This window comes from Streptomyces sp. NPDC045778 (assembly GCF_056431945.1).
This window is the reverse complement of sequence record NZ_JBWKJZ010000027.1, coordinates 77827-97313: the sequence shown is the minus strand read 5'-3', so window position 1 is coordinate 97313 and position 19487 is coordinate 77827. Positions and strand designations below refer to the sequence as shown.

At 72.1% G+C, this 19487-nt stretch carries 17 protein-coding genes and 1 other RNA gene; 15 read left to right on the top strand and 3 right to left on the bottom strand.

Going from position 1 to position 19487, the window contains the following annotated elements; genetic code table 11:
* Positions 1-267 precede the first annotated feature (267 nt).
* Positions 268-939, top strand: coding sequence for a hypothetical protein (locus tag AC07GB_RS29470; RefSeq protein ID WP_478850674.1), 672 nt, complete (start codon positions 268-270; stop codon positions 937-939).
* 96 nt (positions 940-1035) lie between these two features.
* Here the strand turns inward: AC07GB_RS29470 and AC07GB_RS29465 are convergent, their stop codons facing one another.
* Entirely contained in the window at positions 1036-1227 is a 192-nt protein-coding gene (locus AC07GB_RS29465; protein WP_478850673.1) for a hypothetical protein, read from the bottom strand.
* 240 nt (positions 1228-1467) lie between these two features.
* On the opposite strand from AC07GB_RS29465, the gene ftsE reads away from it, so the two are divergent.
* From ftsE to dacB, 6 genes are all read left to right on the top strand, one after another.
* Complete coding sequence (gene ftsE, locus AC07GB_RS29460; protein WP_016644946.1) at positions 1468-2157, top strand: cell division ATP-binding protein FtsE; 690 nt, start codon at positions 1468-1470, stop codon at positions 2155-2157.
* Positions 2158-2263: 106 nt separating this feature from the next.
* Positions 2264-3181: a permease-like cell division protein FtsX gene (ftsX, locus tag AC07GB_RS29455; protein ID WP_478850672.1), complete on the top strand. Its 918-nt coding sequence runs from the start codon at positions 2264-2266 to the stop codon at positions 3179-3181.
* A 100-nt stretch (positions 3182-3281) separates the two neighbouring features.
* The gene (locus tag AC07GB_RS29450) at positions 3282-4502 is read left to right on the top strand and encodes a S41 family peptidase (RefSeq protein WP_478850670.1); all 1221 of its coding nucleotides are present in this window, start codon (positions 3282-3284) and stop codon (positions 4500-4502) included.
* 18 nt (positions 4503-4520) lie between these two features.
* Positions 4521-5042: an SsrA-binding protein SmpB gene (gene smpB / locus AC07GB_RS29445; RefSeq protein WP_478850668.1), complete on the top strand. Its 522-nt coding sequence runs from the start codon at positions 4521-4523 to the stop codon at positions 5040-5042.
* Between the two features lie 139 nt (positions 5043-5181).
* Positions 5182-5552, top strand: a transfer-messenger RNA (tmRNA) gene (ssrA, locus tag AC07GB_RS29440).
* Between the two features lie 147 nt (positions 5553-5699).
* The gene (gene dacB, locus AC07GB_RS29435) at positions 5700-7307 is read left to right on the top strand and encodes a D-alanyl-D-alanine carboxypeptidase/D-alanyl-D-alanine endopeptidase (protein WP_478850666.1); all 1608 of its coding nucleotides are present in this window, start codon (positions 5700-5702) and stop codon (positions 7305-7307) included.
* On the opposite strand, the gene AC07GB_RS29430 is transcribed toward dacB, so the two are convergent.
* On the bottom strand, positions 7288-8583 hold the full coding sequence (locus tag AC07GB_RS29430; RefSeq protein WP_478850664.1) for an MFS transporter: 1296 nt from the start codon (positions 8581-8583) through the stop codon (positions 7288-7290). The genes dacB and AC07GB_RS29430 overlap by 20 nt on opposite strands.
* Before the next feature lie 83 nt (positions 8584-8666).
* Between AC07GB_RS29430 and AC07GB_RS29425 the strand changes: the two genes are divergently transcribed.
* The 8 genes from AC07GB_RS29425 to AC07GB_RS29390 all read left to right on the top strand — a co-directional run bounded on the left by AC07GB_RS29425 (position 8667) and on the right by AC07GB_RS29390 (position 18930).
* On the top strand, positions 8667-9659 hold the full coding sequence (locus AC07GB_RS29425; RefSeq protein ID WP_478850662.1) for a LysR family transcriptional regulator: 993 nt from the start codon (positions 8667-8669) through the stop codon (positions 9657-9659).
* 398 nt (positions 9660-10057) lie between these two features.
* Positions 10058-10813: a hypothetical protein gene (locus AC07GB_RS29420; RefSeq protein WP_478850660.1), complete on the top strand. Its 756-nt coding sequence runs from the start codon at positions 10058-10060 to the stop codon at positions 10811-10813.
* Entirely contained in the window at positions 10810-13023 is a 2214-nt protein-coding gene (locus AC07GB_RS29415) for a bifunctional polysaccharide deacetylase/glycosyltransferase family 2 protein (protein ID WP_478850658.1), read from the top strand. Before AC07GB_RS29420 ends, AC07GB_RS29415 begins: the two co-directional genes overlap by 4 nt.
* Positions 13020-14222, top strand: coding sequence for an acyltransferase family protein (locus AC07GB_RS29410; protein ID WP_478850657.1), 1203 nt, complete (start codon positions 13020-13022; stop codon positions 14220-14222). Before AC07GB_RS29415 ends, AC07GB_RS29410 begins: the two co-directional genes overlap by 4 nt.
* 164 nt (positions 14223-14386) lie before the next feature.
* Entirely contained in the window at positions 14387-15046 is a 660-nt protein-coding gene (locus AC07GB_RS29405; RefSeq protein WP_478850655.1) for a hypothetical protein, read from the top strand.
* A complete protein-coding gene (locus AC07GB_RS29400; RefSeq protein ID WP_478850653.1) occupies positions 15043-16068 on the top strand; it encodes a hypothetical protein in 1026 nt (341 codons plus the stop codon). Before AC07GB_RS29405 ends, AC07GB_RS29400 begins: the two co-directional genes overlap by 4 nt.
* Positions 16069-16321: 253 nt before the next feature.
* A complete protein-coding gene (locus AC07GB_RS29395; RefSeq protein WP_478850651.1) occupies positions 16322-17683 on the top strand; it encodes a nitrate/nitrite transporter in 1362 nt (453 codons plus the stop codon).
* Between the two features lie 107 nt (positions 17684-17790).
* A complete protein-coding gene (locus tag AC07GB_RS29390; protein ID WP_478850649.1) occupies positions 17791-18930 on the top strand; it encodes a uroporphyrinogen-III synthase in 1140 nt (379 codons plus the stop codon).
* Here AC07GB_RS29390 and AC07GB_RS29385 read toward each other — a convergent pair.
* Positions 18882-19454, bottom strand: coding sequence for an anthrone oxygenase family protein (locus AC07GB_RS29385; protein ID WP_478850647.1), 573 nt, complete (start codon positions 19452-19454; stop codon positions 18882-18884). The genes AC07GB_RS29390 and AC07GB_RS29385 overlap by 49 nt on opposite strands.
* Positions 19455-19487: the final 33 nt, after the last annotated feature.

The window sequence follows — 19487 nt, the reverse complement described above, 5'->3', positions numbered from 1 at the left end:
GTCGCGGTTGCCTTGTTTCGCGGGCCAGTTGTGGGCTTCTCGCGTCCTTTACGTCACAGTCGCATGTCCGCTCGATGGGCAACTGAGCGCATAACGGGCATCGCGCGCGCAACGTCCTTGACGGTGCTCAGAAAGGTGGAAGGCTAGCGGGCGGCATGCGCATCTCTGGGGCGCGTGTGATCCGGGGGGCCGATCACGAGCCGCCCCGTGACCGGGGCCCCGGGCGCTGCCTCACTGACGTTTTCAGCTACTGGGGGTAGCAGCCTGATGACCAAGAAGACGCGGATCCGCATCGCGCGGATAGCCGCCGGCGCGGTGATCGCCGCCGGTGCGTCGCTCACCGCCGCCGGTGCCGCCTCGGCCCTGGACGTGGGCGTCGACCTGGGCGGCTCGGGCGCGAGCGCCTCCGCCGACGAGAACGGCGTGGGCGTCGACGTGGACCTCCCGGGTGACGACGACGACCCGCCGGAGCCCTCCAACCCGCCGGAGCCGACCGGGGAGCCGACCGAGCCGACGGAGCCGCCGGAGCCCACCCAGCCGACCCGGCCGCCGGAGCCGACCCAGCCGACGAGGCCGCCGGAGCCCACCAAGCCGCCGAAGCCCACCGAGCCGACGAACCCGCCCAAGCCCACCAGCGACCCGGGCGACCCGGGCGACGGCGGCACGGGCGGCGGCGGCAACGGCGCCGACCCCGCGGGCGGCGGCGACAAGCCCGTCGAGCAGGGCCAGGGCAAGGACAGCCTGACCGACACCGGCACCTCGCCGCAGCAGGTCGACCAGGTGGCCGACACGGGCCAGGGCAAGGACGACGGCGAGCTGGCCGAGACCGGCGCCACCGAGACGACCTTCCTGGTCATCGGTGCCGCGACGATGATCGCGGGCGGCATCGGCTTCCGCCTCCTGCCGCGCCTGGTCGGCAACCGCGGGGCGGCCGCGTAACCCTCCCGGGTGGACGAACCGTGGAAAGGCCCGGAGCCACACGGCTCCGGGCCTTTCCGCACGCACTGCCGGAGGCGGGCACGGCCCGCCCGGGGGTCACGCGGTCTGGTGCGCGAGCAGCGCCACCGCCGCGATCAGGACGACGAGCAGCCCTATCAGGGTCGCGGGGCTGAGGCCGCCGAAGGGGCCCTCCTGCTGCATGCGCTCCCGGTTGGCCCGGCACACGGGGCAGCGGCCCTCGCTCACAGGCGCCGCGCAGTTCGCGCACACCAACCTGTCAAAGGTCATGTGCTTCTCCTCCCGCACAGTCTCAGCCTGCCCAACGCTCTGGGAACCTCAACCGTTCCCCCTACCACTGTGCCAGCTTCCGCGGATTTCGGCGCGGCCCGCCGTCCTGCGCCGGTTTCCGGCCGATCCGTTCCTCCCGGGATCCGCGACAAATCGCGCAACTCAGGACGCCGACTGCGCTCGCGTACCGCATTCGCGTAGGGTCACGCTCACCTACCCCCGGCTACCCGTGGTGCACCCGTGATCCGATTCGACAACGTCTCCAAGGCCTATCCGAAGCAGAACCGCCCGGCGCTCCGCGATGTGTCGCTGGAGATCGAAAAGGGCGAGTTCGTCTTCCTGGTGGGGTCATCCGGCTCCGGAAAGTCCACCTTCCTGCGGCTGATCCTCCGCGAGGAGCGCACCAGCCACGGCCAGGTGCACGTCCTGGGCAAGGACCTGGCCCGGCTCTCCAACTGGAAGGTGCCGCACATGCGCCGCCAGCTGGGCACCGTCTTCCAGGACTTCCGGCTCCTGCCGAACAAGACCGTCGCCGAGAACGTGGCCTTCGCCCAGGAGGTCATCGGCAAATCGCGCGGCGAGATCCGCAAGTCCGTGCCCCAGGTGCTCGACCTCGTCGGGCTCGGCGGCAAGGAGGACCGGATGCCCGGCGAGCTGTCCGGTGGTGAGCAGCAGCGCGTGGCCATCGCCCGCGCCTTCGTCAACCGGCCGAAGCTCCTGATCGCCGACGAGCCGACGGGCAACCTCGACCCGCAGACCTCCGTCGGCATCATGAAGCTGCTCGACCGCATCAACCGGACCGGCACCACCGTCGTGATGGCCACCCACGACCAGCAGATCGTGGACCAGATGCGCAAGCGGGTCATCGAGCTGGAGAAGGGCCGCCTCGTCCGCGACCAGTCCCGCGGCGTCTACGGCTACCAGCACTGATACGACGACCGCCCCGTCGGCGGCCGGCCCCCTCCTGTTCCTGTGCCGGCCCTGACGTCCCGCCTGCCGGAACCACCTGTTCCACCTGATCCACCGAAAGGCCGCCATGCGCGCCCAGTTCGTCCTGTCGGAGATCGGCGTCGGTCTCCGCCGCAACCTCACGATGACGTTCGCCGTCGTCGTCTCCGTCGCCCTCTCGCTCGCCCTGTTCGGCGGCTCGCTGCTCATGCGCGACCAGGTGAGCACGATGAAGGGCTACTGGTACGACAAGGTCAACGTCTCGATCTTCCTGTGCAACAAGGCGGACGCCGAGCAGGACCCCAAGTGCGCCAAGGGCGCCGTCACGAACGAGCAGAAGGACCGGATCCTCACCGACCTCAAGAAGATGTCGGTCGTGGACACCGTCCAGCACGAGACGGCCGACGAGGCGTACAAGCACTACAAGGAGCAGTTCGGCGACTCCCCGCTGTCCAGCTCCCTGACCCCGGACCAGATGCAGGAGTCGTACCGCATCAAGCTGAAGGACCCGGAGAAGTACCAGGTGGTGGCGACCGCCTTCTCCGGGCGTGACGGCGTGCAGTCGGTGGAGGACCAGAAGGGCGTCCTGGACAACCTCTTCGAGCTGCTCAACGGCATGAACAAGGCCGCGCTCGCGGTGATGGCCCTGATGCTGGTCGTCGCCCTGATGCTGATCGTCAACACGGTGCGGGTCTCGGCGTTCAGCCGTCGTCGTGAAACCGGGATCATGCGCCTGGTGGGCGCGTCCAGCCTCTACATCCAGATGCCGTTCATCCTGGAGGCCGCCGTCTCCGGGCTCATCGGCGGCGGCCTCGCCTGCGGGTTCCTGCTGCTCGGGCGGTACTTCATCATCGACCACGGCCTGGAGCTGTCCGAGAAGCTCACGCTGATCAACTTCATCGGCTGGGACTCCGTCTTCGCGGTCCTCCCGCTGGTCCTCGTCATCGGGCTGCTCATGCCGGCCCTTGCCGCGTTCCTCGCGCTGCGCAAGTACCTGAAGGTGTGAGCGACCGGGCGGCGCGGGGTGCCGCTGATGTGAGGAGTGCCTCGGGCGCCGTACGGTCAACGGACCGTACGGCGCCCCTCGTTGTCCTAGACTCACCGACATGTCAGGCCCCGATTGGCTCGCCTCGCCCCGCCGCGTCCGCCGCGGGGCGGCCCTGACATTGGTGTTCGCGAGCGTCCTGGCCACCGGCGCGGCCACCGGCTCCTGGAGCGAGGACGCCCCGGAAGGCCGGAACTCCACGGCGCCTCCCGCCCGTTCCGTCGCCGCCTCGCGCGACCGCGACCGGGACGACGAGGACCGGGGCCGCGACCCCGCCGATCCCGCCGAGGACGCGGCGGACGCCGCCGCCGAGGCCATGGCCGACGGCAAGTCCGGCACGGAGGCCGCCGAAGCCGCCGAGGACGCCGTCAGCCGCAGCGGCGACCGCTGGGCCTCGGTGTACTCCCAGGGCGAGTACAAGGAGTTCGAGCAGGCCCTCGACGGCGTCTACACCGGGGTCGGCCTGTGGGCCCGGCGCACGGCCGACGGCCGCATCGAGGTGTCGAAGGTGCGCGGCGACGGCCCCGCCGCCCGCGCGGGCATCCGCCAGGGCGACCGGCTCACCACCGTCGACGGCCGCGAGGTCAGGGGGCGCCCGGTGACCGAGGTCGTGTCCCTGCTGCGCGGCGCCCGCGAGGGCACCCCGGTCGCGCTCGGCCTGGAGCGCGGCACGCGCGCGTGGCGGACGACGCTGCGCCGCGAGCGCCTGTCGACGGACTCGGTACGCGTGACCCGGCTGACCGGCGGCGCCGTGAAGATCAAGGTGGACGCCTTCACCAAGGGCTCCGGCGCGGCCGTGCGCGACGCGGTGCGGCAGGCCCCCCGGGGCGCGGGCGTCCTGCTCGACCTGCGGGGCAACGCGGGCGGCCTGGTCACCGAGGCCGTCACCGCCGCCTCGGCGCTCCTGGACGGGGGCCTGGTGGCGACGTACGACGTCCGAGGCCGACAGCGCGCGCTGCACGCGCGGCCCGGCGGCGACGCCGCCAGACCCGTGGTCGCGCTCGTCGACGGCGGCACGATGAGCGCGGCCGAGCTGCTCACCGGGGCCCTCCAGGACCGCGGGCGCGCGGTCGTCGTGGGCTCCAGGACCTTCGGCAAGGGCTCGGTGCAGATGCCGAGCCGCCTGCCCGACGGCTCCGTCGCCGAGCTGACCGTCGGGCACTACCGCACCCCTTCGGGGCGGGCGGTCGACGGCCGGGGCATCAGCCCGGACCTGGAGGTCGACGGCGGTGCCCAGGAGCGGGCCGAGACAGTATTGACTGGCCTCGGACCCCCCTCCTAGTGCGAAAATGGCCGCACTATGGCGAAGGAAAAGGTAAAGCGCAAGGCGGCGAAGGCGGAGAGCAAGGCCGCCCGCCCCAAGATGATCGCGCAGAACAAGAAGGCGCGGCACGACTACACCATCCTGGACACGTACGAGTGCGGTGTGGTCCTGATGGGCACCGAGGTCAAGTCCCTCAGGCTCGGCAGGGCCTCCCTGGTGGACGGCTTCGTGCAGATCGACGGCCACGAGGCCTGGCTGCACAACATCCACATCCCGGAGTACGTCCAGGGCACGTGGACCAACCACTCCGCCAAGCGCAAGCGCAAGCTGCTGCTGCACCGCGCGGAGATCGACAAGCTGGAGGCGAAGTCTCAGGAGACGGGGCACACGCTCGTGCCGCTCGCGCTGTACTTCAAGGACAGCCGCGTCAAGGTCGAGATCGCGCTCGCCAAGGGCAAGAAGGAGTACGACAAGCGGCAGACGCTCCGCGAGAAGCAGGACCTGCGCGAGACGAACCGCGCGATCTCCGCGGCCCGGCGGCGCCAGGGCATCGCCTAGGTCCCCCATGGCGGGGAATACGCTGGCACGCGACGGCGTTGGTCACGTACGATGGTTCTTGCCCCGCCGGTGACGGGGCGGCCCCTCCTCGGAGGGCCCTCTTCGGAGGGCTCGAAAAGGGGGTTTGAAAAATCAACATGGGGATGATCGGTTTCGACAGCGGATGTCGAAGCAGGGGAAGCGTGTCGAGGAAGCGGCAATGATCTCGTTAACCATATGTCGCAACCAATAATCGCCAACACCAAGCGCGATTCCTTCACCCTCGCTGCCTAAGTAGCGACTTTGTGAAGTGTCAGCCCGGGGCTGTTCCCGACCCGGATCCTGGCATCAGCTAGGGAACTAAACTTCTGGACCCGGTCACGGGGTCCAGGAGGAAATCAAACAGTGACTGAGCCCGTCGGAGACTTGTCCACGTGATCTCCGGGGCTGAGAAAATCGCAGTGGACTGCACACGGAGAAGCCCTGATTCCGCACCGTTGGACGCGGGTTCGATTCCCGCCATCTCCACGATTCCCATGTGAGACGAAGGCCCGGAGGTCACCCGACCGCCGGGCCTTCGCCGCGCGCGGCGGGGGCTCCGCCACCCGCACCCCCATGGCCCAGGTCGTGGCGCGGCCTACTGTTGCGAGGGGCCGTCATCCGGGATCCTCCAGGGTCATGAGTAGACCCGTGAGTCGCGTCAACATCCGTATGCGCCACTGGATCTGGCCCGCCGTCCTCGGCGTCGCCGCCGCCTCGCTGTCCCTCGGCGCCCCGGCCGGGGCCGACGCCGAGCGCAGCGGGCTCCCCGAAGCCATCGACACCATCCTCGGCGACCCCCGTATGGAAGGCGGCGTCGCCAGTGTCGTGGTCGCCGACGCCAAGAGCGGTGACGTCCTCTACCAGCACCGGCCGACCGGGCGGCTCATGCCCGCGTCCAACACCAAGATGCTCACCTCGGCCGCCGCCCTGGAGCTCCTCGGCCCCGACCACCGGTTCACCACCGACGTCCTCGCCGCAGGCGAGCGGCACGGGCCCGTGCTCAAGGGGGACCTGTATCTGCGCGGCACCGGCGACCCGACGACCCTCGCCAAGGACTACGACGCGCTGGCCGCGAAGGTCGCCGCGGCCGGCGTCAGGCGGGTCTCGGGACGGCTCGTCGCCGACGACACCCGGTTCGACGACCGGCGCGTCGGCGACACCTGGGGCGCCGACGACGAGTCGTCGTACTACGCGGCCCAGATCTCGGCGCTCAGCCTCGCCCCCGACACGGACTACGACACCGGGACCGTCGTCGTCGAGGTGACGCCCGGCGCCCGCCCCGGGGACAAGCCGCGCGTGTCCCTCACCCCGAAGACCGACTACGTGGACATCGATCTGCGGGCCACCACGGGCGCCGCGGGCAGCGGCAACAGCCTGGCCGTCGAGCGGCAGCACGGCGGGAACAGCATCACCGTCACCGGCTCCGTCCCGGCCGGGGCCGCGGCCGTCAAGGAGTGGGTGACCGTGTGGGAGCCCACCCGGTACGCCGCCGCCGTCTTCCGGGACGCGCTCACCGACCACGGGGTGAAGGTCAGCGGGCCCACCAGGGCGGGGCGCGCGACCCCGAAGGACGCGCGCGCACTGGCCTCGCACGCCTCCATGCCGCTCAAAGAGCTGCTGATCCCGTTCATGAAGCTGTCCAACAACATGCACGCCGAGCACCTGACGAAGGCCATGGGGCACAGGGCGACCGGGCGGCCCGGCAGCTGGGCCGACGGGATCGCGGCGATCAGCGGCTATCTGAAGACGGCGGGCGTCGACCCGGGCAGGCTGCGCCAGGTCGACGGCTCCGGCCTCTCGCGCAAGGACAACATCCCCGCCGCGCAGCTCATCACGCTGCTGCGCTCGGCGAAGGGCGAGCCGTGGTTCGCCGACTGGTACCGGTCCCTGCCGGTGGCCTGCGAGCCGGACAAGTTCGTCGGCGGCACTCTGCGCACCCGCATGTGCGGGACGCCCGCCGCCCGTAACGTGCGCGCGAAGACGGGCACGCTGACCGGCGCGTCCGCCCTCTCCGGGTACGTGACCGACGCGGGCGGGCGCGAGCTGGTCTTCAGCATCGTCCTCAACAACCACCTGGCCTCGTCGGTGAAGCCCGTGGAGGACGCGATCGTCGTCACGCTCGCCAAGTCCACCGCGGACAAGGCGGTCCTGGTGAAGCCGCGCTCGCAGCGGGACGGCTCCGGCCCGGGCGGGCGGGGCGGCGGCGACGTCGAGTGCTCGTGGGTCAAGCCCGCCCGGTGCTGACGGCGCGGCCGGCGCCCCGCGTGGGGTCGCCGCCGAGCACCGTCAGGAGCAGCGCGCAGCACGCGGCGGCCACGGGCACGGCGTAACCCGTGGTGGCGCCCAGGTGCTCCACGGTCCAGCCGCTCGTCGCCGCGCCGCAGGCGATGCCCCCGAGGAGGCCGGTCACGGCGAGGGTCATGCCCTCGTTCGCCCGCCCCTCGGGGGTGAGCCGTTGCACGAGCGTCATGCCGGTCACCATCGTCGGCGCGGTGGCCATCCCGGCGCACAGCAGGGCCCCCGCGAGGACGACGAGCGAGCCGGTGGCGGCCGCCGCGAGCAGCGGCAGGCACATCAGGGACGCCATCGCCGCCGCGCACAGCAGTCTGCGGCGGTGCAGCGGGCCGCGCGGCCGTACGGCGCCGAAGACGAGGCCCGCGGCGCACGAACCCGCCGCCTGGAGGGCGAGGACGGCACCCGCGGCCGCCTTGTGGCCCCGCTCGTCGGCGTAGGCGATGGTGACGACCTCCATGGCCCCGAAGACCGCGCCGGTGGCCAGGAAGACGACGAGCAGCGCGGGCATCCCCCGCGCGCGGAGGGGCGAGCCCGTCCTCGCGGCGGTGTCCGTACGCCCGTGGGGCGGCGGTTCCGTCGCGCGCTGGGCGGCGAACAGCAGCACGCCGGTGAGCAGCAGCACGGCGGCCACGAGGGTGCCCGCCTCAGGGAAGAGCGCCCCGCACAGGAACGCCGCGAGCACCGGGCCGAGCATGAAGCACAGCTCGTCCGCCGCCTGCTCGAAGGAGTTGGCGGTGTGCACGGCGCGCGCGTCGCCCTTCAGGAGGTGGGCCCAGCGGGCGCGTGACATGCCGCCGGTGTTCGGGACCGTGGCCGTGGCGGCGTACGAGGCGAACAGGGTCCACGCGGGGGCCCCGTACCGCACGCACAGCAGCAGCGAGAGCGAGCCGAGCACGGCGAACGCGGTGGCGGGCACGGCCACGCGCGCCTGCCCGTGGCGGTCGACGAGCCGCGCCGTCCAGGGCGCCACGACGGCGGTCGCCGCGAGCCCGGTGGCGGTGACGGCGCCCGCGAGCGCGTACGAACCGCGGGACCCGGCGATCATCGTCACCGCGCTCACGCTGAACATGCCCATGGGCAGCCGTGCGATGAGGTTGCCGACGGTGAAGGCGGTGGCTCCGGGGAGGGCGAAGAGACGGGCGTACGGGTTGCGGCGGGGGCCCTGGTCCGTGGCGGCAGGAGCCGTGGCGGATATGTCAGGGGAGTCGGCGGGGGCTTGCGGCATGGCTCCAGGCTCATCGCTGTCCCTAGGAGAGGTCCAACACCTTCTGGAGGGCGATTAACGCGCCCGCGTTGTAAATTCCCGGGATGGTCATCTCACCGCCCGGAGCACCCCGTGATGTGGAGCCCCGCCTGCTCCGCGCCTTCGTAGCCGTCGCCGAGGAGCTGCACTTCACCCGCGCGGCGGCCCGCCTCTACGTCGCCCAGCAGGCACTGAGCCGTGATGTGCGGCGCCTGGAGCGGGAGTTGGGGGTGGATCTGTTCGCCCGGTCGACGCGGCAGGTCGCGCTGACGGCCGAGGGCGAGCGGCTGCTCCCGTACGCCCGGCGGGTCCTGGAGGCGCAGGACGAGCTGACGGCCGCCTTCGCGCGCGGGAGCACCGCCACCGCCCGCCCCCTCCTCGTCGACCTCAACAGCCCCGGCCTCGTCTTCGGGCGGATCCTGGAGCGGGCCCGCCAACTGGTCCCGCACTGCGAGCTGATGGCCCGCTTCGAGAGCGGTCTGACGGGCGCGGCTGCCGAGATCGCGGCGGGCAGGATCGACGCCTCCTTCGGCCGGTACGCGGGGCTGCCCGCGGCTCTGCGCGCCGGGCTCGCGCAACAGCCCGTACGGTACGAGCCGATGGCCGTGCTGCTCCCGGCCGGGCATCCGCTGGCGGCCCTGGACGAGGTGCCGCTGGCCCGGCTCGCGGGGGAGCGCGTGTACGCGGGGGCGGGCAACGACCGCACCCTGGAGTGGACCGACCTGGCCGAGCGGCTCTTCGCGGGCCGGGGCATCGAGGTCGCGCCGCCCGCCCCCCTTGCCGTCGGGCCCGAGGAATTCGCGCGGATCATGGCCAAGCACCGCAACCCCGTGCTCGCCGTGGTCGGATTTCCCGAGCTGCCCGGTGCCGTGCTGCGGCCGCTCGTCGACCCGGTGCCGCTGTCGCCGGTGTCCCTGGTGTGGCGGCGCGGTCTCGACCACCCCGGTCTCGACGCGCTGCGGCGCGCGGCGGCCGAACTCGCAGGGGCGGAAGGCTGGCTGGTCAAGCCCGCGAATGGATGGATTCCAGACAACGATGCACTCATCATGGTGAGTTAAGACTGGCGAGAAAACACGGTTGTCAGCGGCGTGCGCTACATTCGTGGCCCGGGTGCGGTGTGATAAGAGGGGTGCTCGGGCCGGGTGGGGGCCCGGTCCGGACGGCGAGGCCCGGGGAGCCGTCAGCGCGCCCGCATCGGTCCACTGGGGGGTAGCGCGTGCGCAGCGAAACGTGGCGTGAGAACACACTGTCGGACGACCCGACGAGCGTGCTGACAGGCGGTCTACCAGGCGATTCGTCCGGTGACCCGCGCGGTGGCCCGAGGGGTCGGACGCCGGTCGGCCCGGCGGCCCCCGCCGCCTACGCGCACGACCCGCACGAGGTCACGGTCCAGATCGACGGCGTCGGGCGGCACTTGGCGGGCGAGGCCACCGCCGGTGCCGACGGGACACATGTCATGAGCACAGTTTCAGACACCACAGGCATGGCCGAAGGGCCGGTGTTCGTCGACGAGACGGGCCGCCGCAGCCGCAGATACCGCCGCGTCGGCACCTTCGTCGGCCTCGCCTGCGCGGGGTACGCGGTGGTCATCGTCGCCACCCTCGCCTCCGGCAACTCCAGCGCGCCCTGGCTGCCTGTGCCCGACCCCAAGGACGACAAGCCCGCGAGCAAGGTGGACACGCCGAACGGGCCGGCGGAGTCGCCGGGTTCGCCGCCCTCGTCCGGCACATCTCCTTCATCCCCTTCGTCCTCCACCGGCACTCCCGGCTCTTCTGACTCTTCCGGCTCTTCCGGCTCTTCCGGTACGAGGCCGTCGTCCGGCCCTTCGCGGACGACGAGCGGGAGCGCCCCGGACCGGATCGTCGTCCCCACCGGCGGCCCCGGCCCGGCCGCGCCTCCCGCGGCCCGCGACGGCGGCGGGCCGCGCCGCACCGCGGCCCCGGCCCCCACCCACGGCGGCGGCCGGCCCGCGCCCCGGCCCGAGGACGGCGGCGGCACCCCCGCCCCGGCCCCCACGCGAGCCCCCGAGCCCCCGGCCACCCAGCCGTCGCCCGACCCCGAGCCCCCCGCCGCCCCGACCCCCGAGGGCGACGGCGCCGGCAGCGGCTCGGGCGACGGCGCGGAGGCGGGCGAGCCGGGCGGCGAGGCCGCCTCCGGGACACCGTCCGAGACCGAGGCGGGCACCGCCCCACCGGAGGAAGCCCAGCCATGAACTCCCGCTCCGGCGTGCGCGGTACGTCCCACCGCGCCGAGCCCACCCCTGTCCGCGCGCCCCTGCGCCGGGCCGGCCGCCGCCTCCCCATGCGCTATCTCCTGCCCAGCCTCCTGCTCGTGGCCCTGCTCGCGATGCTGCTGCTCCGCGGGTACGTGCACAGCGAGATCCTCGCCGACCACCGCGTGCGCCCGCCCGCCGCCACCGACCAGGTCCCCGAGGGCGTCCTGCGCGGCGGCCCGGTCATCGACACGCGCGGCGACCGCGAGCAGACCCTGCGCGTGCCCGACCGCCACATCGTGCTGACCTTCGACGACGGCCCCGACCCCGAGTGGACCCCGAAGATCCTCGACGTCCTGGCCGCGCACGACGCGCACGGCGTCTTCTTCGTCACCGGCACCATGGCCTCGCGCCACCCCGGCCTGGTCGAGCGGATGGTCCGCGAGGGCCACGAGGTCGGCCTGCACACCTTCAACCACCCGGACCTGTCGTACCAGTCGAAGGGCCGCGTCGACCAGGAGCTGTCCCGGAACCAGCTGGCGCTCGCCGGCGCGGCGGGCATCCGCACCTCGCTCTTCCGCCCGCCGTACTCCTCCTTCGCCGACGCCATGGACAACAGGTCGTGGCCGGTCGCACGCCACATCGGAAGCCGCGGCTATCTGACCGTCCTGAACGACACCGACAGCGAGGACTGGAAGCGCCCCGGCGTCGCCGAGATCGTCCGCCGCGCCACACCGGCCAACGGCAAGGGCGCCATCATCCTCATGCACGACTCGGGCGGCGACCGTTCCCAGACGGTGGCGGCCCTCGACCGCCTCCTGCCGACGCTGAAGCAGCAGGGCTACCGCTTCACCCACCTCACCGAGGCCCTGGAAGCCCCCAGCGCGCACGCGCGCGTGACCGGCGTCGCGCTGTGGCAGGGCCGGATCTGGATCGCCCTGGTCACCGCCGCCGAGCACATCACGGGCATCCTGGTCGTGGGTCTCGCGGTGATCGGCTTCCTGGTCCTCGGCCGGTTCGCCCTGATGCTGGCGCTCTCCGCCCTCCACACCCGTCGCGTCCGCAAACACGGCTTCCGGTGGGGCGCGCCCGTGACGGAGCCGGTCTCGGTGCTCGTGCCCGCTTACAACGAGGCCAAGTGCATCGAGAACACCGTCCGTTCCCTCATGGCGAGCGACCACCCCATCGAGGTCCTCGTCGTCGACGACGGCTCGACGGACGGCACCGCCCGCATCGTCGAGGACCTCGGCCTGCCGAACGTACGCGTCGTCCGCCAGCACAACGCGGGCAAGCCGGCGGCGCTCAACAGGGGCCTGGCCAACGCGCGCCACGACCTCGTCGTGATGATGGACGGCGACACCGTCTTCGAGGCGTCGACCGTACGGGAGCTGGTGCAGCCCTTCGCCGACCCGCGCGTCGGCGCCGTGGCGGGTAACGCGAAGGTCGGCAACAGGGACTCGCTCATCGGCGCCTGGCAGCACATCGAGTACGTGATGGGCTTCAACCTCGACCGGCGCATGTACGACGTGCTGCGCTGCATGCCGACCATCCCCGGTGCCGTCGGCGCATTTCGCCGCTCCGCCCTGGAGCGGGTCGGCGGCATGAGCGACGACACGCTCGCCGAGGACACCGACATCACGATGGCCCTGCACCGCGACGGCTGGCGCGTCGTCTACGCCGAGAACGCCCGCGCCTGGACCGAGGCCCCCGAGACCGTGCGCCAGCTCTGGTCGCAGCGCTACCGCTGGTCGTACGGCACGATGCAGGCGATCTGGAAGCACCGGCGCGCGCTCGTCGACTCCGGCCCCTCGGGCCGCTTCGGCCGCGTCGGCCTGCCCCTGGTGTCCCTGTTCACGGTCCTGGCGCCGCTCCTCGCGCCCCTCATCGACGTCTTCCTCCTCTACGGCCTGGTCTTCGGCCCCACTGAGAAGACGGTCGCGGCCTGGCTCGGCGTCCTCGCCGTCCAGGCGGTGTGCGCGGCGTACGCCTTCCGCCTCGACCGCGAGCGCCCGACCCATCTGCTCTCGCTGCCGCTCCAGCAGATCTTCTACCGGCAGTTGATGTACGTGGTCCTGCTCCAGTCCTGGATCACCGCCCTCACCGGCGGTCGGCTGCGCTGGCAGAAGCTGCGGCGCACGGGCGTGGTGGAGGCGCCGGGCGCGGTGGCGCGGCGGTGGCAGGGCGGCGCGGAAGGGGGGACGGTGGCATGACGCACCCCACGCGCGCGGGGGCGCTTCCCACTCCGGACGCGCAAGCCCCCTCGGCCCCGGCCCCGGCCCCCCGGGACCGCTACCTCGACCTCCTCCGCTCCCTCGCCCTGGTCCGCGTGGTCGTCTACCACCTCTTCGGCTGGGCCTGGCTGACCATCCTGTTCCCCTCGATGGGCGTCATGTTCGCGCTCGCGGGCTCCTTGACGGCGCGCTCCCTGGAACGGCCGGCGTGGCAGGTCATCACGTCCCGTCTACGCCGCCTCCTGCCGCCGCTGTGGGTGTTCGGCGCGGTCGCCCTCCTCCTGCTCCTCGCCGCGGGCTGGAAGCCGGGCGAGGACCCTGACCACGAGGGCGCCTGGGGCCTGCTGAGCCTCGCGCACTACGTCCTTCCCGTCGGGGCGCCGCCCTTTCCCTGGCACCTGGGCGACAAGGCGGGCCTCCTGGAGGACACCTGGGCCGTGCAGGCGGTGGGACCGCTCTGGTACCTCCGCGCGTACCTGTGGTTCGTACTCGCCTCGCCGCTGCTGCTGCGGGCCTTCCGCCGCGCGCCCTGGCCGACGCTCCTCGCACCCCTGGCCCTGACGGCCCTGCTGACCACGGAACTCGTCCACATCCCCGGCGAAACGGGCGACGCCGTCACCGACTTCGCGGTCTACGGAGGCTGCTGGATCCTCGGCTTCGCCCACCAGGAGGGCGTCCTCGCGCGGGTCCCGCGCTATCTTGCCGTCTCCCTCGCCTCCCTCACCATGGCCTTCGGCCTGTGGTGGGCCTCCGGGCACCTCGGGCCCGACGGCTGGGACCTCAACGACATCCCCCTCGCCCAGGCCACCTGGTCCCTCGGCTTCGTCACCGTCCTGCTCGTCCACTCCCCGTCCTGGCAGCGCCTCCCCGGCCGCCTCGCCGCCTGGGACAAGCTCATCACCCTCTCCAACAATCGTGCCGTCACGATCTACCTCTGGCACAACCTCTTGATCTTGGCGACGGTCCCACTGATCGATATGGCGTACGACCTCCCGTTCATGGACGAGCGGGCGATGGCGGCGCTCGACTCGACGTACATGATGTGGATGTTCATGCTGGTGTGGCCGCTGATCGGAGTGATGGTGCTGGCCGTGGGCTGGGTGGAGGACCTGGCGGCGCGGCGGAGGCCACGGGTGTGGCCGGACGGGGCTCCTGGGCGGGAGCGCGAGGGGGCGTAACCGGCCCTGCCGCGTTCTGCGACCGTTACGCAACAACCCCCGCCGGGCGGCGGGGGTATGCCCCCTTCTGCCCCCGTCCTCGGCAAACCTCACCGTCGCGCGCGGCTTTGCCCGTGGATAGCGTGGGTTCACTCAAGTGAACCCACGCCCCATGGGAGCTGACTGTGAACCGCCGACCCACACTGCTCGCCGCCGCGTCTGTGACCGCTGCCGCAGTCCTGTCACTCGCTGCCTGCGGCGGCGGGGACGGCGGCTCTGACGGGGACGACAAGATCGAGGGCGCGGGCTCCGGTACGACGACGTCCGCTTCGCCGGAGCCGAAGGGGTCGACCGACGCGATAGACCGACCTCGGATCAAGCTGCCCGAGGGGGACACGCTCGTCTTCACCCCTGACACGGTGGGCGATTCCAAGAAGGACGCTGTCCTGAGGGACAACGCGAACTATTTGCGTGCCATCGACGAAGCGATCGGTGCGCGCGACCCCAAGTCCAAGACGGTCGCCTTCTACAGCAAGGACTCCGCCTATCTGGGGTCGGTCGACTGGATCGGCGGCTTCATCAAGGACGGGACGACCGTGACGGGAACCGTTCGCTACTTCGACCGCAAAGTCTCGTTCAGCAAGGACGGTTCGGCCGGACTGACGTACTGCGCGGACGAATCGAAGGGTTACACGAAGGACGTCAAGACGGGCAAGACCAACGTCAGCGAGGTCTCCAAGGATTCGTACGTCTTCTACAACGACCGCCTGCGGAAGAACGGCAAGGGCGTGTGGCAGACGACGAGGAGCATCTCGAAGCGGGGAAGTGAGGTGTGCCAACCGTGAAGCACGTAGCCAGGCCCGCGGCGTTGACTCTTGTCGCCGCGCTCTTGATCACCGCTCAAGCGGCCCCTGTGGCCTGGGCCGACCGTACGAACACCGGCGGCACCAGCAAGGATGCCGAAGGCGGTGCCAACGGCCGCACCATCAACGTGAAGACCAGGGTCCAGACGACGGTGAACGGCAACGCCGGCTCGGGCAAGACCGGTGTTCTCTCATCCGTGGACGGCGACTGGACGCCGCCCGCCTGCTGGTACGAACCCGCCTTCTCGCCCAAGGAGATCGAGGCCACCGTCAAGAAGTGGCGGAAGGTGAAGATCCTGGGGCTCGGCGACCTGGTCGGGGACTTGTTCGACGCGTACTACAAGGACGGAAAGCCGTACAAGGACTACAACCTGGACGAGCAGGGCAAGGGCATGTTCTGGGCCGCTGCGATCAATCCCAACAGGAAGGACGAGCCGGAGGCGAGCGCCTGCGACAAGTTGCCTTTCTGGGTGCCCAACAACGACACGCCGAAGGAGCCGCTGGCCATTACACCCAGGGTTCTCGCGGAGTACGCCTATGACGAACTGCCGTTGCCGGACACCGAGATCACCATGGCCCCCAAAACCGAGACCAAGGTGAATCTCCCCACCTGGGTGTGGTCGGACGAGGCGAAGTTCAAGGAGGTTTCGGTCACGGCGAGTCTGCCGGGGACCGGGCTTTCGGCGACGACGACGGCGAAGCCCGTTTCGCTGCGGGTCGAGCCCGGCACGAAGGACGCCGAGACCTATCCCGCCTCGGGGGAGTGCCCCGTGGTGAAGGGGCGGATCGGTGAGCCCTGGGCCAAGGGCAGGGGCGAGGAGACGCCGCCCTGCGGGGTGAAGTACCTGCGGTCGTCGGGGAACGGTTCGTACGGCCTGAAGGCCACGGTCACCTGGAAGATCAGCTGGACGAGCACCACGGAGAAGGGCGACGACCTGCCGGACGGCGAGTTCGGCGCGGACGAGGACGTCGTGGTCAAGGAGATCCAGTCCGTGAACCGCTGAGGGGAAGGGACGAGAGGCGACGAGAGGCGAGGCTGCCCCGGCTCGCGGAGCCGGGGCGGTCGCGTGCCCGGCCCCTCACCGCCCCTGGAGCCGGGGCAGTCGCGTGCCCGGCCCCCGCCGGCCCGCCGGCCCCTCACCGCCCCTCGCCCCCCGCCGTGAGCCCAACGTTCCCCAGTGGTCACCCGTCGGCACAGGGCTGAAACGAGCCGTCCCTACCTTCGGGGTCACCAGTCGGAGGCCGGGGAGGCTTGACATGAGGGCGTGGGGCAAAGGGAGCAGGTGGATCCAGCGGTGGGATCCGGAGGACGACGGGTTCTGGGAGCGGGAGGGGGAGCGCGTCGCCCGGCGGAACCTGGCGTTCTCGGTCCTTTCGGAGCACGTGGGGTTCTCGGTGTGGACCCTGTGGTCGGTCATGGTGCTGTTCATGGGCCCGGAGTACGGCATCGACCCCGCGGGAAAGTTCTTCCTCGTGTCGATGGCGACGCTCGTGGGGGCCGTCGTGCGCGTCCCGTACACCTTCGCCGTCGCCCGGTTCGGGGGACGGAACTGGACGGTCATCGCGGCGGGCCTCCTGCTGCTGCCCACCGTGGCCGCGTTCGCCGTCATGGAGCCCGGCACGTCGTACGGCACGTTCATGGCGTGCGCGCTGCTCACCGGCATCGGCGGCGGGAACTTCGCCTCCTCCATGACCAACATCAACTCCTTCTTCCCGCTGCGCAAGAAGGGCTGGGCCCTCGGGCTCAACGCGGGCGGCGGCAACATCGGCGTGCCCGTGGTGCAGCTGGTCGCGCTCGCCGTCATCGGGGCCGGCGGCGGGCCGCGGCTGCTGCTCGGCGTCTACATCCCGCTGGTCGTCGTCTCCGCCGTCTGTGCCGCGCTGTTCATGGACAACATCGCCTCCGTGCGCAACGACACGGGGGCCGCGCGGGAGGCCGCGCGCGACCCGCACACTTGGATCATGGCGTTCCTGTACGTGGGGACCTTCGGGTCTTTCATCGGCTACAGCTTCGCCTTCGGCCTCGTGCTCCAGACCCAGTTCGGGCGCACCCCGCTGGAGGCCGCGCAGCTCACCTTCGTCGGGCCGCTGCTGGGCTCGCTCGTCCGGCCCGTGGGCGGGCGGCTCGCCGACCGCTACGGCGGGGCCCGGATCACCCTGGGCAACTTCGTCGCCATGGCCGCCGCCACCGGAGTCGTCGTGCTGGCCTCCGTCCGGGAGTCGCTCGGGCTCTTCACCGGGGCGTTCGTGGTGCTTTTCGTGCTCAGCGGCCTCGGCAACGGCTCCACGTACAAGATGATCCCGGGCATCTTCCAGGCCAAGGCCCTGCGCAAGGGGCTCACCGGGGACGAGGCCGACCGCTACGGGCGGCGGCTCTCGGGCGCCGCCATGGGGCTGATCGGGGCCGTCGGCGCGCTCGGCGGGCTCGGGATCAACCTCGCGTTCCGGCAGTCGTTCCAGAGCGTCGGCTCGGGGACCGGCGCCTATCTCTCCTTCCTCGCCTTCTACGCCCTGTGCTTCGGGGTCACTTGGGCCGTATACCTCCGCGGGTCCGCCGCCCGTACGCCGTCCGCGACCGCCGCGGGTGCCGAGCGGGAGCTGTCGTACGCCGAGGTGTGACGTAACACGGTGGACATCGCGGGGATCCAGGGCCGTCACCGGCCGTTGGCAGGCTCCGTGGTCCACCGGGCACCCACCGAGCACCTACGACGAGCGGGACGCCAGACATGAACGTGATCCACGAGCACGGCCCCCTCGCCGGGTTCACCGTCGGCGTCACCGCCGCCCGCCGCGCCGACGAGCTGGGCGCGCTGCTCCAGCGGCGCGGCGCCACCGTGCTGCACGCGCCCGCCCTGCGGATCCTGCCGCTGTCCGACGACGGGCGGCTCCTGGCCGCCACCAAGGAGCTGATCGACCACGCGCCGGACGTCGTGGTCGCCACCACCGCCATCGGCTTCCGGGGGTGGGTGGAGGCCGCCGACGGCTGGGGGCACGGCGAGGCGCTGCTCGCGCGCCTGCGCGGGGTCGAGCTGCTCGCGCGGGGGCCGAAGGTGAAGGGCGCCGTGCGGGCGGCGGGGCTCGTCGAGCACTGGTCGCCGTCGTCGGAGTCGATGGCGGAGGTCCTGGACCGGCTGCTCGCCGAGGGCGTCGCGGGGCGGCGGGTCGCGCTCCAGCTGCACGGCGAGCCGCTGCCCGGGTTCGTGGAGGCGCTGCGGGCCGGGGGAGCGGACGTCGTCCTCGTGCCGGTGTACCGGTGGCTGCCGCCCGCCGACCTCGCGCCCGTGGACCGGCTCCTGGACGCGGCCGTGGGGCGCGGCGTCGACGCGCTCACCTTCACCAGCGCGCCCGCCGCCGCCTCGCTGCTCGCGCGGGCCGACGACCGGGGGATGGCGGGGGAGCTGCGCGCCGCCCTCGCGCACGACGTGCTCGCGGCCTGCGTGGGCCCGGTGACCGCGCTGCCGCTCCAGGGCGTCGGCGTGGACACCGTCCAGCCGGAGCGGTTCAGGCTCGGCCCGCTCGTCCAGCTGCTGTGCCAGGAACTGCCCGCGCGGGCCCGCGCGTTGCCGGTGGCCGGGCACCGGGTGGAGATCCGCGGGCACGCGGTCCTCGTGGACGGCGAGCTGCGGGCCGTGCCGCCCGCGGGGATGGCGCTGCTGCGCTCGCTCGCGCGGCGGCCCGGCTGGGTGGTCGCGCGCGCCGAGCTGCTGCGGGCGCTGCCGGGCGCGGGCCGCGACGAGCACGCCGTCGAGACCGCGATGGCCCGCCTGCGCACGGCACTCGGGGTGCCCAAGCTCGTCCAGACCGTGGTCAAGCGGGGCTACCGGCTCGCGCTCGACCCCGCGGCCGGGTCCAAGTACGGGGCCTGAGCCGGGGCGCCCGCCGGCCTGCCGCGCAGCACGAGCGCCCGGCCGAGCAGGCCGAACGCGAGCGTGCACAGGGCCGCGCGCACGATGTTCCACGCCACCCACGGGTCCTCGAAGTCCGCGCGCACGGCGGCCGGGTCCGCGGTCAGCGCCGGGTCGCCCGCCGCGGCGAGGTCGTCGTTCAGGGGCACGTTCACCACGGCCGTGAGCACGAAGGCGAGCGCGTACGCGGCCAGGGCGCCGCACACCCACCACCGCAGCGGCGTGCGCCGCAGCCGCCACGCGGCGATGCAGGTGCTCAGCAGCGCCCCGAAGAAGCCGAAGAAGAACACCGGGTTCTCGATGGCGTCGTTGATGTGCTGCATGACCTCGATGTACGCGCGGTCCGAGCTGCGCGCGAGGCCGGGCATGACCGCGCACGCGAAGACGTAGAAGGACCCGGCCATCAGGCCCGTGGTGAGCGCCGCCGCGCCCAGGGTGACGCCGTCGGCGGGCCGGCCGGTACGAGGTGTGCCGTTGTTCGTCATGCCGTCGAGTCAAGCCGCGCGCCACCGCCGGGA

Bases quoted from the DNA above. Each gene is read 5' to 3' on its own strand.
- AC07GB_RS29420 (WP_478850660.1), top strand. From the start codon at position 10,058: ATGAGCACAGTTTCAGACACCACAGGCATGGCCGAAGGGCCGGTGTTC.
- ftsX (WP_478850672.1), top strand. From the start codon at position 2,264: ATGCGCGCCCAGTTCGTCCTGTCGGAGATCGGCGTCGGTCTCCGCCGC.
- AC07GB_RS29450 (WP_478850670.1), top strand. From the start codon at position 3,282: ATGTCAGGCCCCGATTGGCTCGCCTCGCCCCGCCGCGTCCGCCGCGGG.
- AC07GB_RS29470 (WP_478850674.1), top strand. From the start codon at position 268: ATGACCAAGAAGACGCGGATCCGCATCGCGCGGATAGCCGCCGGCGCG.
- AC07GB_RS29465 (WP_478850673.1), bottom strand. From the start codon at position 1,227: ATGACCTTTGACAGGTTGGTGTGCGCGAACTGCGCGGCGCCTGTGAGC.
- AC07GB_RS29410 (WP_478850657.1), top strand. From the start codon at position 13,020: ATGACGCACCCCACGCGCGCGGGGGCGCTTCCCACTCCGGACGCGCAA.
- AC07GB_RS29390 (WP_478850649.1), top strand. From the start codon at position 17,791: ATGAACGTGATCCACGAGCACGGCCCCCTCGCCGGGTTCACCGTCGGC.
- smpB (WP_478850668.1), top strand. From the start codon at position 4,521: ATGGCGAAGGAAAAGGTAAAGCGCAAGGCGGCGAAGGCGGAGAGCAAG.
- AC07GB_RS29385 (WP_478850647.1), bottom strand. From the start codon at position 19,454: ATGACGAACAACGGCACACCTCGTACCGGCCGGCCCGCCGACGGCGTC.
- AC07GB_RS29395 (WP_478850651.1), top strand. From the start codon at position 16,322: ATGAGGGCGTGGGGCAAAGGGAGCAGGTGGATCCAGCGGTGGGATCCG.
- dacB (WP_478850666.1), top strand. From the start codon at position 5,700: ATGAGTAGACCCGTGAGTCGCGTCAACATCCGTATGCGCCACTGGATC.
- AC07GB_RS29425 (WP_478850662.1), top strand. From the start codon at position 8,667: ATGGTCATCTCACCGCCCGGAGCACCCCGTGATGTGGAGCCCCGCCTG.
- AC07GB_RS29430 (WP_478850664.1), bottom strand. From the start codon at position 8,583: ATGCCGCAAGCCCCCGCCGACTCCCCTGACATATCCGCCACGGCTCCT.
- AC07GB_RS29415 (WP_478850658.1), top strand. From the start codon at position 10,810: ATGAACTCCCGCTCCGGCGTGCGCGGTACGTCCCACCGCGCCGAGCCC.